Annotated in this window: 17 protein-coding genes; 5 read left to right on the forward strand and 12 right to left on the reverse strand. The window is 61.4% G+C overall.

Features of this window, described 5'->3' with window-relative positions; genetic code table 11:
* Positions 1–54 precede the first annotated feature (54 nt).
* From EV286_RS27680 to EV286_RS27705, 6 genes are all read right to left on the reverse strand, one after another.
* Positions 55–648 carry a hypothetical protein gene (locus EV286_RS27680; protein ID WP_132960469.1) on the reverse strand — a complete coding sequence of 198 codons (594 nt, stop codon included), beginning with the start codon at positions 646–648 and terminating at the stop codon, positions 55–57.
* Complete coding sequence (locus EV286_RS27685; RefSeq protein WP_165932965.1) at positions 645–1,610, reverse strand: bifunctional DNA primase/polymerase; 966 nt, start codon at positions 1,608–1,610, stop codon at positions 645–647. The genes EV286_RS27680 and EV286_RS27685 overlap by 4 nt, the downstream gene beginning before the upstream one ends.
* A gap of 187 nt (positions 1,611–1,797) precedes the next feature.
* The gene (locus EV286_RS27690) at positions 1,798–2,265 is read right to left on the reverse strand and encodes a hypothetical protein (protein ID WP_132960471.1); all 468 of its coding nucleotides are present in this window, start codon (positions 2,263–2,265) and stop codon (positions 1,798–1,800) included.
* 166 nt (positions 2,266–2,431) lie between these two features.
* Positions 2,432–2,641: a helix-turn-helix domain-containing protein gene (locus EV286_RS27695; RefSeq protein ID WP_132960472.1), complete on the reverse strand. Its 210-nt coding sequence runs from the start codon at positions 2,639–2,641 to the stop codon at positions 2,432–2,434.
* A gap of 97 nt (positions 2,642–2,738) precedes the next feature.
* Entirely contained in the window at positions 2,739–2,936 is a 198-nt protein-coding gene (locus EV286_RS27700; protein WP_132960473.1) for a hypothetical protein, read from the reverse strand.
* Positions 2,926–3,171 (reverse strand): hypothetical protein, encoded by a 246-nt coding sequence (locus tag EV286_RS27705; protein WP_132960474.1) that lies wholly within the window; start codon positions 3,169–3,171, stop codon positions 2,926–2,928. Before EV286_RS27705 ends, EV286_RS27700 begins: the two co-directional genes overlap by 11 nt.
* A 341-nt stretch (positions 3,172–3,512) precedes the next feature.
* Between EV286_RS27705 and EV286_RS27710 the strand changes: the two genes are divergently transcribed.
* Together EV286_RS27710 and EV286_RS27715 are read left to right on the forward strand one after the other, a co-directional pair.
* On the forward strand, positions 3,513–4,055 hold the full coding sequence (locus EV286_RS27710) for an EipA family protein (RefSeq protein ID WP_245500855.1): 543 nt from the start codon (positions 3,513–3,515) through the stop codon (positions 4,053–4,055).
* Between the two features lie 127 nt (positions 4,056–4,182).
* Positions 4,183–5,388, forward strand: a complete 1,206-nt coding sequence (locus EV286_RS27715; RefSeq protein WP_132960475.1) for a hypothetical protein — start codon at positions 4,183–4,185, stop codon at positions 5,386–5,388.
* Positions 5,389–5,394: 6 nt separating this feature from the next.
* On the opposite strand, the gene EV286_RS27720 is transcribed toward EV286_RS27715, so the two are convergent.
* Complete coding sequence (locus EV286_RS27720; RefSeq protein WP_132960476.1) at positions 5,395–6,225, reverse strand: RNA methyltransferase; 831 nt, start codon at positions 6,223–6,225, stop codon at positions 5,395–5,397.
* Positions 6,226–6,236: 11 nt separating this feature from the next.
* Positions 6,237–6,623: a hypothetical protein gene (locus tag EV286_RS27725; protein WP_132960477.1), complete on the reverse strand. Its 387-nt coding sequence runs from the start codon at positions 6,621–6,623 to the stop codon at positions 6,237–6,239.
* A gap of 41 nt (positions 6,624–6,664) precedes the next feature.
* On the opposite strand from EV286_RS27725, the gene EV286_RS27730 reads away from it, so the two are divergent.
* Together EV286_RS27730 and rpoH are read left to right on the forward strand one after the other, a co-directional pair.
* On the forward strand, positions 6,665–7,693 hold the full coding sequence (locus EV286_RS27730; RefSeq protein ID WP_132960478.1) for an RluA family pseudouridine synthase: 1,029 nt from the start codon (positions 6,665–6,667) through the stop codon (positions 7,691–7,693).
* A gap of 165 nt (positions 7,694–7,858) precedes the next feature.
* Positions 7,859–8,767, forward strand: coding sequence for an RNA polymerase sigma factor RpoH (gene rpoH / locus EV286_RS27735; protein ID WP_132960479.1), 909 nt, complete (start codon positions 7,859–7,861; stop codon positions 8,765–8,767).
* An 82-nt stretch (positions 8,768–8,849) separates the two neighbouring features.
* Here rpoH and EV286_RS27740 read toward each other — a convergent pair whose 3' ends face one another.
* Both EV286_RS27740 and EV286_RS27745 read right to left on the reverse strand, forming a co-directional pair.
* Complete coding sequence (locus tag EV286_RS27740; protein ID WP_132960480.1) at positions 8,850–11,150, reverse strand: hypothetical protein; 2,301 nt, start codon at positions 11,148–11,150, stop codon at positions 8,850–8,852.
* Positions 11,151–11,210: 60 nt separating this feature from the next.
* Entirely contained in the window at positions 11,211–12,509 is a 1,299-nt protein-coding gene (locus EV286_RS27745) for an adenylosuccinate synthase (protein WP_132960481.1), read from the reverse strand.
* 198 nt (positions 12,510–12,707) lie between these two features.
* Here EV286_RS27745 and EV286_RS27750 point away from each other — a divergent pair, with 198 nt between their 5' ends.
* Positions 12,708–13,622 carry a DMT family transporter gene (locus EV286_RS27750; RefSeq protein ID WP_132960482.1) on the forward strand — a complete coding sequence of 305 codons (915 nt, stop codon included), beginning with the start codon at positions 12,708–12,710 and terminating at the stop codon, positions 13,620–13,622.
* A gap of 6 nt (positions 13,623–13,628) precedes the next feature.
* Here the strand turns inward: EV286_RS27750 and EV286_RS27755 are convergent, their stop codons facing one another.
* Both EV286_RS27755 and EV286_RS27760 read right to left on the reverse strand, forming a co-directional pair.
* A complete protein-coding gene (locus tag EV286_RS27755) occupies positions 13,629–14,477 on the reverse strand; it encodes a GNAT family N-acetyltransferase (RefSeq protein ID WP_132960483.1) in 849 nt (282 codons plus the stop codon).
* A 235-nt stretch (positions 14,478–14,712) separates the two neighbouring features.
* Positions 14,713–15,051, reverse strand: coding sequence for a hypothetical protein (locus EV286_RS27760; RefSeq protein WP_132960484.1), 339 nt, complete (start codon positions 15,049–15,051; stop codon positions 14,713–14,715).
* Positions 15,052–15,161: the final 110 nt, after the last annotated feature.

A 15,161-nucleotide genomic window follows, 5' to 3' on the forward strand; every position in this document is an offset into this window, starting at 1 on the left:
GCCGGAGCGACGCTCGAACCCAATGAAACCGCAAACCAATGAGGGGTCAGTTCTTCAATTCGGCAAAGGGGTCAATTCCTCGATTCGCTTGACACTCAGCACCGAATGGTCATGGTCGATGACAATCTCACCGCACGCCATGTCATGCCGTATGCGCTCAACGCCAAGGTTGTTGAAAAGCAGGTAGCGGACGTTATCGAACCATGGATAGGGCTGTTTGGTATTGTCGCGAACATATCGCGGCGGGATAACAGTGCCGCCTGACACGATGCCAGTACCGGGCACCTTCACCATGGAGCATTTCAGTTCAGACTTGGTGATAGCGTAGCGCGTTCGCGCTTGACTAATCATCGCCTGCCGCCAGCGCGCTTTCTGGTGACAGCTCAGCCGCGCGATTGAATGCTCGCTGGTCATCAGGGCATCGAGGGCGCCGTCTGTCCAATCAAGGTCTACCAAGCGGATAAGCACAGCGAACAAAGCGGTGCTGTTCAGTACCACGCCAACCTTGCGGTTAGGGTGACAGCCCTCAACGATTGCCGTGCGCAAGTCCTCTGGCAAGTCATCAAGGGAGTAGTCTTCCGGGTCCAGCGCATGTCCTCGGTAGCCATCATAGAAGCTGTGGTGGTAAGGGGCGATGGGCTTCGTCATAGCGGCACCCCCGGAACAGTGATGCCTTTAATAGCCCTGTTGTTCTCGTCCACGGCGTATTTGATAAGTCCCTCAAACTCCCTGACAAGGCCGCGCCGCTCCCCACGCTCAAACAGGCTTAAGAAGACCGGCTGCAAGACAGCGGTGATATCCTCGACCGAATACATGTAGAAATAGGCGTAGCTCACCAAGGCTTGGCAGGTGGGATGGCGCATGCTTTTCGTCGCCAAGGAAAGCCGTGCTGCCATGTCGTTGAGCGTCATCGGGTCAAGACCCTTCCAGTCCTTGAGGATGGACATAACCATGCCGCCTTGCCTGCCTGGCATACGGTCATGCCCGAACCTCATCAGGAAGCCGTCGATGTCCTTGCCATGAATTTTGGGGACATCGATCAGCCTGCGGCAGGCGGGTGAGCCACCTTTCCACCTGTAGGAACGTTCCGCCCTGGCGTGCCAGCCGAACAAAACAGTTTGCTTGTTCAGGTGGAAGATTTCAGGGCCACATTGCCGCCCATAGGCGGTGGGTCCAGCACGGTAGTAGATTTGACAGCCCGGAGACTTGCCAATCCGTATCATCGGAGTGCCTGGGACGTTCTCCGAGAGATACCGCAACCGCCTCTTTACGTCATTCTCGTCCTCATAATCGAGGTCGATGACGATGAGGGTTCCATTGTGGGCAAACCCAAACCCGATATGCTCCCCTAGTCCCTTGCGCCGACTGCCCTCAATCCAGTCGCGGATTTCTGCATCCGTCGGCTCTTCCCGTCCCCACCTATCCCAACCCGTAACATAGCAAGCTTTGCTTCCGGGGCTGATCGGAATGAGGTTGCGCCAACCGTTGTCCCTGGCGCGGCGGGCTAGGTGATAGTAGCGCCCTTGGTCATCTGGAAGATAACCCTCACCGCTCAAATCGCCTTCTTGGTACTTTTCGAAATCCCAATAGCCATGTTTGTCTTCGGCCATGCCGCCCTCCCATGTTGAAGTGAGGAGGCATCCGCCCATGGCCTCGTGGTAGGGCGCATTGGCTGGGCTAAGGTGGGTGATAATTGCAATCTGCGGGATATGTGTGTATCATAATTGCACCAGAAGGTTTTAGCGGGCCTGACGGTTCTCTGAAGCGCCCCCGTCCCAGAACGGGGGCGTTTTCATTTCAGGCTTCTTCATAGTCAGTCACGACGTACCACTCACCATCGATGGCAATACCGCCTCCGCGTATCCGAGCATTCGCGGGTCGCCTCCTGCCAACGTCGCGGCGTACCACGGCCACCTCACATTCGTTCAGAGAGGCCCAAGCAACGCATGCCGCTTGCAGGCAGGTATCTGCATGTACCGGCGAGGCCATGTCATCGATGATGACGATCAAGCAGCCCTTGCGGTCGTGCAAGCCGAGCACCCATGGGTAGACGCCGGTACTGGCTAGCAGCTTGTCCATGGTGCGATGTACGCTGCGCAGCCGTTTCAACCGCCAGTCCTCTTCAGTGCGATGGTGGCTGAGTGCAGGCGGAAGTCCCCATATGAGCGAGACAGGGAAATCCTGCGCCAGTGCAGACAGTCCGCGATGCTCGATCACCGTGCACGCAATTTCATCGCCGCGCGGGCGTTCGGCTACTCGTCGCATGACACGCCCCCTTGGTTCAGGTGACGTGTAAAGACACCAAACAAACAACTTGTGGTGCCCGCTGAGACTTTGCTAATATTTGCGAACATAGGCCTTCACCTCCTATGGTTTCAGTGTTCGCCAACACAGAAAAAGCGCCGTCTCCTTGCCGGGAGGCGGCGCTGCTTTATTCGGCTGGTTCGGTCTTCGGTTCCGTCCGTGCCGGATCAAACTTGAAGATGTAGCGCTCGACATCAGCGCGACTGAAGTAGCGTCGTCCGCGAATTTTCCAGCTGTCGATTCGCCGCTCGCTGCACCAAATATAGACCGTCCAAATGGAGCGTTGGGCGAACGCGGCGGTTTCTTCGACCGTCAGCAGATCGTCAGGAAATTCCATGCTGTCCTCCTGTAACTCCTTACCCGTGATTGCACGGTAATAGTAACAGGCAACCCAAGGTTCCACAAAGCCTTATCTTGCGGAATGTCTCATGAATTCAAGGGCTTGAGTTCTCGTCATCTGTTTTTGGCAATGTACCGTCATCAGGGATGCCGAGGTAAGCTAAGACCCTCGCCCTCTCCCCCGCCAGCCACCTCCTATCGCCTTCTACAAACTCGGCCAGTCCTTCAACTCCGTCTCTCATATTGTTAAGGGTTCTGATCAGTTCGTCGTTGCTCGTGATTTCACGCGGCATCTGCGTTCCTCCTTTTCGGCATCAGTGGCGATCGTTTCATCTCGGCCTTGAAGTGTTGGAGTGCGTCTAGTGATGTGATAATCGCGGCGAGCGATTTACCTATTTTGGTAGTCAGATCGCCGTCGGTCTCCCAATCGTTTAGCTCCCCCAGCAAGCTGTTGCTCGCCGTCGCTAGCGATTGCGCATAAAAACGGTAGTTAGAGATCGTCCCGGTCAGTCGCCGTTTGCTCAGCATGACAAAGTTCTCCCATTGGCGGACCCGTGGCGGGCCGCGCTTTTGCCGAAATCGTAGTGATATGGGAGGTATCGATAGCGGTCGTAGTTTCTGTATGATTCAGCGATCCACAGAAAAAGTCAAACTCACGGAATACAAGTCATGGCTGCGCAAATGCAAGTATTCCTAGTATTCGTATTTTCTAAACTATAGTATTAACAATGACTTAAGCTTAACGGTAATGCTTAACCGATTGTTAAGACGATCGGAGCAAAATGAATCGAACGAACCGCAAATGAACGGATGACATCATGCGCTTTCTGTCCATGCGAAAAATTGCTCGATTCTGCATGATTGCAGCAATGACAGCGACGGTAGCTTTCGCGTCGCCTGTCACGCAGACTGCCGTCGCAGCGGGCAATGAACAGTACACGATGCAGGAAATGGTCGACGCCGGACACAACTTCTTCGGCTCAACCAGCGGCGGACTCGCAAAGGTGATCGAGGCCGCCTTCGAACGCTACGGGCTGCCGAACGGCTACATTCTCGGCCAGGAGGGCTCAGGTGCATTCATCGCGGGCCTGACCTACGGCGAAGGCCAGCTCAACACCAAGAATGCCGGCAACTATCCGCTCTTCTGGCAAGGCCCATCCCTCGGCCTCGACTATGGTGGCCAGGGCACGCGCGTCATGATGCTGGTCTATGATTTGCCATCGACCCAAAGCGTCTATGCCCGCTTCGGCGGCGTCAGCGGATCTGCCTTCGTCGTCGCCGGCGTCGGCATGACAGTGCTGAAGAACGACAACGTGCTGATCGTCCCGATCCGCACCGGCGTCGGCGCACGCCTCGGCATAAACGTAGGCTACCTGAAAGTTACCCCCACTCCGACCTGGAACCCTTTCTGAGGTCAGCGAACGCCCTTGGCGAGAGCCGGCATGCGCCGGCCTCGCGAACATGCTACTTGCCCCTCGGCATGGGCCGTGTTTAATCATCCATCTCTAGACGATATCAAACCCAGGTGATGGCCCTGCCGTGATCGAATTCGCATTGTTGTTCGGGCTGGGTTTTCTGACGGCAGCCTTCCTCGGCTTTCTCGTCGCCCCGGCCGTCCACCGGCGCATCGTCTCGTATACCGAGCACCGCATGAAGGCGACTATGCCGCTGAGCCCGCAGGAAGTGCGGGCGCAGAAGGATATGGTCCGCGCGCTTTACGCCGCCGAGAATGCCAAGACAGCCCAGGACCTGACGCGCGAACGCGAAAAGGGCGTCTCGCTGCAGCTTCGTCATGACACTCTTGCAAAAGAGGCTGCCCGCCTGGCCGCCGAAAACAGCGACATGCAGGCACAAATGAACGAAATGAACGTCGACGCCGGCGATCTCCGTTCACGCTTGCGCCGGGAGGAAGGCCATATCGGGCAGTTGAAGGTGAGCCTGCACGCAGCTGAACAGGCGAGCACGGCCAAGGATGCCGACATCGAGGCCCTTCAGAAGCGCCTGCTCAAGATCGCCGCCGATACGGACAATCTGAAGATCGACATCGCAACGCGCGAGACGGAGATCGAGAGCCTGAAGTTCCGCGCTAAGTCGCTCCGCGAGGAGCGCGATGCGCTGCAGCGGGAAGCAAGCCTTCTCACGACACGCGCCAAGGACGCCGAGGCGCGCCTGACCCAGGAGGAGCACAACGTGCTGCGCCTGCAGGACAAGCTCAATCGCGAAGCCGCAGGCAGCGCCGACAAGGACAGTCTCATCGAACGCCGCATGCAGGAAATCGCCAAGCTCAAGGAGAAGCTGAAGGCCGCAAATGCGGAAGCGCGCGAAGCCGCAAGGACTCTCCGCGCCGCAAGCGCCAAGCCTGCTCCCTCGCTTCGGCAGATCAACGGCTCCCCCAGCGCACTTCCCGCCGGCGAAGAAAACGTCAGCGACCACGACACGCCTCCCTCCCTCGCCGCACTGCCCGAGCGGCCGGTGGAGGTGGAAATCGCGCATCTCTCGGACGATGCGCGCAACCGCAGCACGGCACTTTCCGAGCGACTCATGAATGCCGGCACGCCCGGACACGAGCAGGCGTTGCGCGAGGAGATCGCCGCCATTGGCGCCGAGATGGTTGCCCTCACTGCATTGCAGGAAGGCCGGACGTCGCCGATCTATGATCTCCTGCCGGAAAATGCAGACACAAGCGGCGAGCGGCTGAGCCTCGCCGCGAGAGCCGCAAAGATCCTTTCCGAACAGCGGGGATAGGGCTCTTCAGGTCTTTCCCATCGCCGAAGACATGGCGAAGAGCGCGATACCGGTCGCGGTCGCCACGTTCAGGCTGTCGAGGCCGGGGGACTGGGGAATGCGGGCACTTCCGAAGGCCGAGAGAATAGCTTCCGGCAACCCATCGCCTTCCGTCCCGACAACCAGCGCCATCCTGTCCGAAACCGGCAGTTTCCGGATGTCAGCCTCGCCGCGAGGCGAAAGGCTCCAGATCGCAAAGCCATGCGAAGCGAGAACACCGAGCAGTTCCATCGCGCTGCCGCCGCGGTGATAGGGAACCGTCAGCACCGAGCCGACCGATACCCGAAGCGCCTTGCGATAGAGAGGATCGCAGCACGTGGCGTCGAGCAGGAGTGCATCCGCGCCGAACGCCGCCGCATTGCGGAACATCGAGCCGACATTGTCATGGTTGGAAATACCGCTGCCGACCAGAACCAGGGACCGTTCCGGCAGGCTTCCCACGAGGCCCTCGAGACCGCCCTCCTCACTGCGGCAGCCGAGCGCGAGCACGCCGCGGTGCAGGTTGAATCCGACGATGCCGTCCAGCACGTTCGCCTCGGCCACATAGACAGGCACTTCCGCCGGAAATGCGTCCAGGACGTCACCGACGCCTTCCACCCGGTTCTTGAGAAGCAGGATCTTTTCGGCCGCAAAGCCCCGACCCCGTTCCTGGGCGGCAGCCAGCACCCGCAGGACGACCGTGCCTTCCGCGATGAAACGGCTCTGGCGTCCTATCAGGTCGCGCTCGCGGATATCGCGAAACTCAGCAATCCGCGGATCCTCGGCGCTTTCGATGGCAATGAGGCGGCGCCCGGCCATCGGTTCGGGTCTCAATTGCCGGTGATGGAAACGTCGGCGACGATACGGCCGACGCCGATATCGAAGACGATCGCCTTGCGTTGGCCACCCTGCAGCATGCCGTAGAAGAGGATCTGGCTGCCCGAAAACGCGACCGACTGGACGCTGAAACCGTCAGGCAGCGCGGCCGTGGCCGCACGCGGCGCATCCGCGGGCACCGAGATGCCGGCGGTCGGTGCGACTTCTTGCTTGGTCGCGTTGTGGGTCGTCTTGTAGACAATCGCGCCGAAGACCGCCATAAGGCTGACGACCATGATGGCGCCGGAGACGATCTGGAGACGCACCATCTTGCGCCGGACATTTTCCATCGCCGGATCGAGGGGCTTTTCTTCCTTATCGTCTGGCTCGAAATTCGTCATCGATGGCGTCCCTGTTTCATATCTGCCGGAGAATAAGCGTCTTGAGCGACCCCTTTAAACAAGCGACGGACAATAGGAAAGTCCTGACCGCCGATGAAAGCGCCGAAGGCCGGCTCGATGCATGGATCACCGCAAAGCTCGGCGAGGAGTTCTCCCGCAGCCGCGTCAAGTCACTCATCAAGGAGGGCGCCGTGCTTCTGAACGGCGCGGCCATGACCGATCCGCATCGCAAGGTGCGTGCCGGTGAGAGCTTCGAGATCACCCTGCCCCCGCCCGAGGACCCGACGCCGAAAGGCGAGGACATCCCGCTCGATGTGCTCTACGAAGACGATGATCTCATCGTCATCTCCAAGCCCGCTGGCCTTGTCGTGCATCCTGCGGCAGGCAACTGGACAGGCACGCTCGTCAACGCACTGATCCATCATTGCGGCGAGAGCCTCTCGGGCATCGGCGGCGTCCGCCGCCCGGGCATCGTTCATCGGCTGGACAAGGATACGACGGGCGTGATGGTCGTCGCAAAGAACGACATCGCCCACCGCCATCTCTCGCAGCAGTTTGCTGATCACGGCAGGACCACGCCCCTCGAACGCGCCTACCGTGCGATCGTCTGGGGAAGACCGAGGGCGCTCACCGGCACGATCGACGCTCCGCTCGGCCGTTCCGTAGGCGACCGGACGAAGCGTGCAGTGAAGCGCGACGACAATCCGGATGCCGATGAGGCGATCACCCACTACGAGGTGCTTGAGCGCTTCCACGAGGCCCCGGACGCGACGGCGCTCGCCTCGCTGATCGACTGCCACCTGGAGACAGGCCGGACCCACCAGATCCGCGTCCACATGGCCCATATCGGACACCCGCTTCTTGGAGACACCGTCTACGGCGCCGGCTTCAAGACCAAGGCCAATCTCCTTCCGGACGAGGCCCGCAAGCTGGTCAGCCGCTTCCCGCGCCAGGCCCTCCATGCCTACCTGCTGCAGTTCGAGCATCCGCGTACGGGCGAGGTCATGCATTTCGAAGCTCCGCTGCCCGAAGACATGGAAAAACTCGCCGAAGCACTGCGAAATGGCTGACAGGTAATAACGGCATCGTGACCCGGCCTTGTGCCTTGAATCACTGTTTCGCCGTACTTATTTGTATATTGGTTTAGTGCGGGCTCAATGGAGCCGCACGGCCTGGTTCGCCTTCGATGCGAAGCATCTATCGGGGAGCCGGAGTTATATATAGGAGGGTGCTAGATGACCCGAAATACCTTGCCGTCCATTACCGCCGGCGAAGCCGGTCTCAACCGTTATCTCGACGAAATCCGCAAATTTCCGATGCTCGAGCCGCAGGAAGAGTACATGCTCGCCAAGCGGTATGCAGAGCATGGCGACCGTCAGGCCGCGCATAAGCTCGTCACCAGCCACCTGCGCCTCGTCGCGAAGATCGCGATGGGCTATCGCGGCTACGGGCTGCCGATCGGCGAAGTCGTGTCCGAAGGTAACGTCGGCCTGATGCAGGCCGTCAAGAAGTTCGATCCGGAACGTGGCTTCCGCCTGGCAACCTATGCCATGTGGTGGATCAAGGCCTCGATCCAGGAATATATCCTTCGGTCCTGGTCGCTCGTGAAAATGGGCACGACAGCCAACCAGAAGCGGCTGTTCTTCAACCTGCGCCGCCTCAAGGGCCGTATTCAGGCGATCGATGATGGCGATCTGAAGCCCGATCAGGTGGCCGAGATCGCGCGGCGCCTGAACGTTTCCGAGGAGGAGGTCGTGTCGATGAACCGCCGCCTCTCCGGCGATGCATCGCTGAACGCGCCGATCAAGGCTTCCGAGGGCGATTCCGGCCAGTGGCAGGATTGGCTCGTGGATACCCATGACAGCCAGGAAGAAGTCCTCATCGAGCAGGACGAACTCGACACGCGCCGTCGCATGTTGGCAAAGGCGCTGTCCGTGCTGAACGAACGCGAGCGTCGCATCTTCGAAGCTCGCCGCCTGTCCGACGAGCCGGTGACGCTCGAGGACCTTTCGGCCGAGTTCGACATCAGCCGCGAGCGCGTCCGCCAGATTGAGGTCCGTGCCTTCGAGAAGGTACAGGAAGCAGTGCGCCAGGAAGCGCGCGAGCGCGCCAAGGCCGTAAGGGTCGTCGAAGCGACGCCTTGAGCTCTGATATCCGCTCCTGAACAGTCAAAAGGCGGGCCGCTCATCGCGGCCCGCCTTTTTCATGTCAGTTGCCAGCGGAGAGCTACTGGCTGGTAGAAGTGTCGCCGAGTGCCGTCCACGCCTTGATCGCCGTATTGAATGCTTCGACCCCGGCTGGACCCTTCTCCATCGTCAGCAGCGCGCGGCGGCCATTGCGGTACGTCACCGGAATGTCGATCCAGTTTCTCGTGCCGAGAAGATCGAGATTGGCCTTGCGGGCATCCGGATAGTCGTTGAGCGCCACCATGTAGAAGTCGTCGGTGATCTTGGCCGGCACGGCGATCAGAGCGTCACCGCGATCCTGCTCGGTCTGCTTCATCGCGATCCGCTGGACGCTGTCGATGCTGCCGCCTTCGAAGTTTGGCGGAAGCGAGAAGACGATCTCGACGAGATGGCTTGCGGGCAGAGACGGATCGCCATTCCGCTTGAACGTGATCAGGGCGGACAGATTGCGCTCGGGCACGCTGACCTTGCCCTGGACGGTCGGTGCCGTCCGGCCGTCGTCATCGGCTTCCTGCTGTACGGACCATGTGACCGAGCCTTCGATCGCCGTCGGCGAGGACTGGCCGAGGCGCTCCTCGTAGAGGAACATCTTCTGCACCGCGCCGTTCGTCGCGGCCGAAGCCGTGGTCTGCGGAAGATCGGAGCCGTTCGTCGCCGCCGGAGCAGTCGTATCGCCCTGCGCCGGCGGTACATCGGCGGCTGCCACGTTCTGCTCGGAGACAGACCTGCCTTCGACTGCAGGCTGCCCGGGCACAGCGGCCGGGCCGTTGTCTATTTCCGTGCCATCCGCAAGCAGGCGCTGCGTGAACTTCGTGTCGCTGGCATTGTTGTCGAGCGCGGCCGTATCCCGCGGCGGGGTAGTTGCCGCAGGTGCGCTAGGCGCAGCCGCCGTGGGCGCCGGCGTTGCAGGTGCTGGCGTCTGGGGCGCGGGCGTAGTTGCGGCCGGCGGGGCTGCTGCCTGCTCCTCCGCTGGTGGCGTGTCGACGTTCGTCGCCTGGCGTGCCGAGCTTACGAGACCAGCCAGCATGTCATTCAGGGCATCGCGGTTCAGCCATGCGGCATATCCGCTCCCGCCGAGGATGGCGAGAACGACGAGGATCGTCAAAATCGTCCCGATGCCGAAGCGCCGCCGCTTCGGTTCCATGCGGAAGCTCTTGCCCTGAAGCTTTGCTGCGACGAGCTGGTCGAGATCCGGCTGCGTGGAAGCGCCTTCCTTCGTTTCGGCCGCACCCATGTCGGCCTTGCCGAATCCGGTCAGTTCCTCGACGTGGCGCCAGTCGCCTGTCGAACCTTCCTTGGATTTCGACGCATCGGCTTTTCCGTGAACGTCGGCGAAGAGATCATCATCCCCGAACTGCGCGGAAGCCGAAGCTTTCTTCGCGGGAACGGGCTCAACGGGCGGAAGGTCGTCGAAGGCCGCGGCTTCCCAGCCAAAGTTCTCCGTCGCCGCCGGCATCTTCGCGGCCACCTGCTCGTCAGCTGGCGGGATGTCGTTCGCAGGTTCCGCGGCGAGCGCAACAGTAGCGGCAGGCTTCCGGGGCTCCTCGGGCTGGGCGGGTTCCCAGCTGGACTGCGGTTCGACAGGCGTTTCCGGCGCCGGCTCGAACCAGGGCTGCTTGAAGTGAGCCGACCCGTCGGTCTGCAGCGGCTCGTCCTGCGTCCGCTCGATGAACGCGTCGCCGGATCCCTCGTAGGCGACCGGCTCCACGCCGTGATGCGCAGGCCCGTCAAAGGGATAGCGAATCTCGGCCTCTTCCTCGACGGCTTCCGCTTCGGGGTGCTGGCTGGGCGAAGCGGCAACCGGCTCGGCCGGTGCATATGCCACCGGCTCTTCGGGCTGATGAGCCTCGGCGTGGCGCCAGTCCTCCGCGGCCTCGTCGGCGGGAGCGACTGCATGCGAAGCAGCCTCTTCATGATGGACAGGGTACGCCTCGACCGATTCGGTATCCTCGCCATGGGCGCGGACAGTCGCGTGCTCCTCGTAAACCTCTTCTGGCGCCGGCTCTACATGTTCAGGCGCCTCGTTGGCCGGCGCGTATTCCTCTACCGGCTCATAAGGAGCGGCATGGGCCTCTTCATCCGGCACGGCGGCCGGCACTTCGGCCCCAGCATCCGCCATCGGCGGCAAGGCTTCGGCGTGTTCGCCTTCGACCTCCCGGATCGCGGCTTCCAGCTTTTCCAGCTGGCGCTGCAGCATGTGCTCCGGCGGACGCGGCTTCATGCTCTCGAGCTGGCGCTGGACGGCACCGCGCGCACGCTCGTACACCTTCACCCGCATCTCGGGCGTATTTTCGGACAAGCCATCTACGGCCCGCCGGATGACTGCAACAAAATCCGCCATCAGTACTTTCTCTTGGCGCCCGGAATCACTCGGGCCGCATCCTTTTGGTGGTGAGCGACATTAGTCCTCAAAAGGGTCGGTCACAAGTATGGTGTCGTCGCGCTCAGGGCTTGTGGAAAGAAGGGCCACAGGGGCGCCAATCAGCTCCTCCACCTGACGCACATACTTGATCGCCTGGGCTGGCAGATCGGCCCAGCGCCGCGCGCCTACCGTCGATTCCTTCCACCCTTCCAGCGTCACATATATCGGCTCGACACGAGCCTGCGCACCCTGGCTGGCAGGAAGATGATCGATCTCCTCGCCGTCGAGCTTGTAGCCGACGCAGATCTTCAGTTCATCGAGGCCATCGAGCACGTCAAGCTTGGTGAGCGCGATGCCGGTTATCCCGTTGGTCGCGACCGACTGGCGCACTAGTGCCGCGTCGAACCAGCCGCAGCGACGCTTGCGACCTGTCACCGTGCCAAACTCATGGCCCTTCTCGCCGAGGAACTGGCCGATCTCGTCCTTGAGCTCGGTGGGGAACGGGCCTTCGCCGACGCGGGTGGTGTAGGCCTTGGTGATCCCCAGGATGTAGCCGAGCGTGCCCGGGCCCATGCCGGAGCCGGCGGATGCCTGTCCGGCCACCGTGTTGGACGAGGTCACGAAGGGATAGGTGCCGTGGTCGATATCGAGCAGCGAGCCCTGCGCGCCCTCGAAGAGGATGCGCGCGCCCTTGCGGCGCTCCTTGTCGAGCAGTTCCCAGACCGTCTCGCGGAAAGGCAGAACGCGATCGGCAACCGATGTCAGTTCCTGCATGATCGCATCGTGGGACACTTCGTTGACGCCCAGGCCGCGGCGCAGTGCGTTGTGGTGCGTAAGGATGCGGTCGACCTTGCCCGGCAGCGTGTCCAGGTCGGCGAGGTCCATGACGCGGATCGCACGGCGGCCGACCTTGTCCTCATAGGCCGGACCGATACCGCGGCGCGTGGTGCCGATCTTGGTGCCGCTGTTGGAGGCAGCGTCCTCGCGCAACGCGTCGAGCTCCCGGTGCAGCGACAGGATGAGAGTCGCGTTGTCGGCGATTCGCAGGTTCTCCGGCGAGATGACGACTCCCTGACCCCCAAGCTTGTCGATCTCGGCGATCAGCGCATGCGGATCGACGACGACGCCGTTGCCGATCACCGCCATCTTGCCGGGGCGCACGACGCCCGAAGGCAGCAACGACAGCTTGTAGCTGGTTCCATCAATGACAAGCGTATGGCCGGCATTGTGTCCGCCCTGGAAGCGAACCACGATATCGGCGCGTTCCGAAAGCCAGTCGACAATCTTGCCCTTGCCTTCATCGCCCCACTGCGAACCGACCACTACGACATTCGTCATCTCAGTATTCCCGTTCTTGCGCAGACTGCCCGCGCTGTTCACAAACCCGCGCATCTATAATGGTTTGTTTTTTGGAAATCGACCCTGTTGTCACTCCAGATTCGGCTTTTTGCGTGACAGATCGGGTTGCGCAGCGCTATTGGGCGGAGGAGAGACGCCACAGCCCCCTCCAGGCCGCCGCAGTACGAGTATCCAGCCTTGCAGATGACAGCCTATATCTCCCTCATCATCGCCACTCTTTGCTGGGGCGGCAACGCTGTTGCCGGCAAGCTCGCGGTGGGTCACGTGAGCCCGATGTTCCTCACCTTCTGGCGATGGTTCTTCGCGGTCGCGATCATTGTGGTCATTTCCCTGCCGCAGCTGAAAAAAGACTGGCCGGTGGTGCGCAAGCACCTGCCCATCCTCTTATTCTTCGGCGTCGTCGGCTATACCGGCTTCAATGCGATGCTTTATTCGGCACTGCAATACACGAGCGCCATCAACGCGGCGATCGAGCAGGCAGGCATTCCCATGCTCATATTCCTCCTCAATTTCCTGCTCTTCCGCGCGGGCGTCTCGTTGGCGCAGATGGTCGGCTTTTCGCTGACGCTCGTCGGCGTCGCGCTGACCGCGGCCCACGGGGATTTCGCGACCCTCCTGCAGTTGACGCTCAACTTCGGCGACGGCCTGATGCTGCTCGCCGTCATCGCCTATTCGGTCTACACGATTTCGCTGCGCTGGAAGCCGGCGATTCACTGGAAGAGCCTGATGGCGATTCCCGCGCTGGGCGCGCTTCTCGGTTCGATCCCGCTCGTCTTCTGGGAAGCATCGAATGACGCCTTGATCTGGCCGGACAGCTACGGCTGGACGATCACGCTCTTCACGGCGCTTTTCCCATCGCTCGTCGCCCAGATCCTCTATATCCGCGGCGTCGAGATCATCGGCGCGAACCGGGCCGGCCTCTTTATCAACCTCGTCCCCGTGTTCGGCACACTGCTTTCGGTTATCCTCATCGGCGAAACGCTGCATGTCTTCCACATTGTCGCGCTCGCCCTGACCCTCGGCGGCATCGCCATCGCCGAGAAGGGCCGGCCGCCGGTCGTGGCGGTGAAGAAGCCGGCCGCGGCCGAATAGAGAGCTTCAGCCCAGTTCCAGCGTGGTAGTGCCGAAAACCCGTTCGAGCGGAATAGCCGGCGCCGGTCCCCGATACATGCGGGCAGTCTCGAAACCGGGCTCGAGACCGAGTGCCGCCACCAACCGGACCGCTTCGTCATTCTCTGCAGGCACGTCGATGTAGACCCGCTGGCCTTTTGCCTCCCGCAGCAGCGTTCCGATCAGCGCTTCCGCAGCCTGCCTGTCATCGGCGAAAAGCGGGCCGATCTTGAAGCCTTCGAAGCATCGCCGGATCGTTCCATAGCCGCGAATGCCGGCCTCGCCCCGCACGACGAAGGTGCGGCGCTTTTCCTGCGACCCGCACCACTCAGTAAGAAACGATGCACGCATCGCCGGGAATATGCCGGCATCGTAGTGGCTGATCTCGTCGAGCAGCTCAGCCGAGACCGGCAGCACATCGGCTCCGGCCTGCGACGGGTTGGCGACAATGCCTCCATAGCGCATGGTTCGGTACGCCACCTCGAAGCCGGCCCGCCGGTAGTCGGACTGCCGCTCCACCACTCCATCGAGACCAACCGTCCGCCCTGCAGCCGAAGCCATTCCGGCGTCCCAGACCGCCTTGCCATGGCCCTTGCCGCGAAACTCCGGGTGGACGATGTAGAGCCCGACAAAGGCAAAGCTGTCGCCATATTTGACAACGGATATGCAGGCGACCGGCACCTCGCCGATCGTGCCGACAAGGAAGCCCGAGGGATCTGCCGCATGAAAGGCGTGCGCGTCGTCGAGGCCGGGATTCCAGCCCTCCTGCCTTGCCCATTCCAGCGCGAGTTCGAGTTCGCCCGGACGCATGGTGCGGATGGAAAGTGCCGAATTCATGCAGACTTCCTGATTTAGCCGCACTTGCGGGAATACATCATGGGTGAGCAAAGCATCTGGACAGGCTGCACGCGGAGTTGACGCCGGCAATGAGCCGGGCGAGCGCGCCAGAGGAAATTCTCTAGCAGACCGCGCGTCACAATCATCGATCATGAAACGGCGATGCAGCAATCTCAAGCGTTATCACGCGAGCCAGGTCCATTGCGACGGTCGAAGATGCTGCCGCAAGAGGACTTCAGTCGCTCGCGAGCTCGGCGGTTCTCGCACGGTTTGCGTCGTCGCCGAAGCTGCAAAGACCGTCGCTGACTGCCGCACCGATGGAAAGAAGCAAGCTGTGCTTCTCGAATGTGAGATCCAGGATCGCCTTTTCTGCATCGCTCTCGCGTCGCAGAAGAACCGGCATCTCCGGTCGCACAAAGCCGATGCGTGTCAGCTCTGCCTCGTCCTCCGGCATCTCGACTGCGAGCGCGGCGAATTCCCGCGCATAGCCACCGGGTCCGAAAGCGAGCGCCGGCTGCGCGCCTGCCATGGCTGCAAGCGCCATCAGAATGGCCTTGATCGATTTTGCGGTCATGTCCCTGTCCCGTCTCTGTCCTTGGCGCCGCATTTCGAACGGCGTCCGCTTGCGATCCTCTTTAGGGCCTGACGAGATCAGCAGCCCTGTCCGACCACGCTCGCCAATGG

The sequence above is a fragment of the Rhizobium sp. BK251 genome, assembly GCF_004345245.1.
In the GTDB taxonomy this organism is placed as follows: domain Bacteria; phylum Pseudomonadota; class Alphaproteobacteria; order Rhizobiales; family Rhizobiaceae; genus Rhizobium.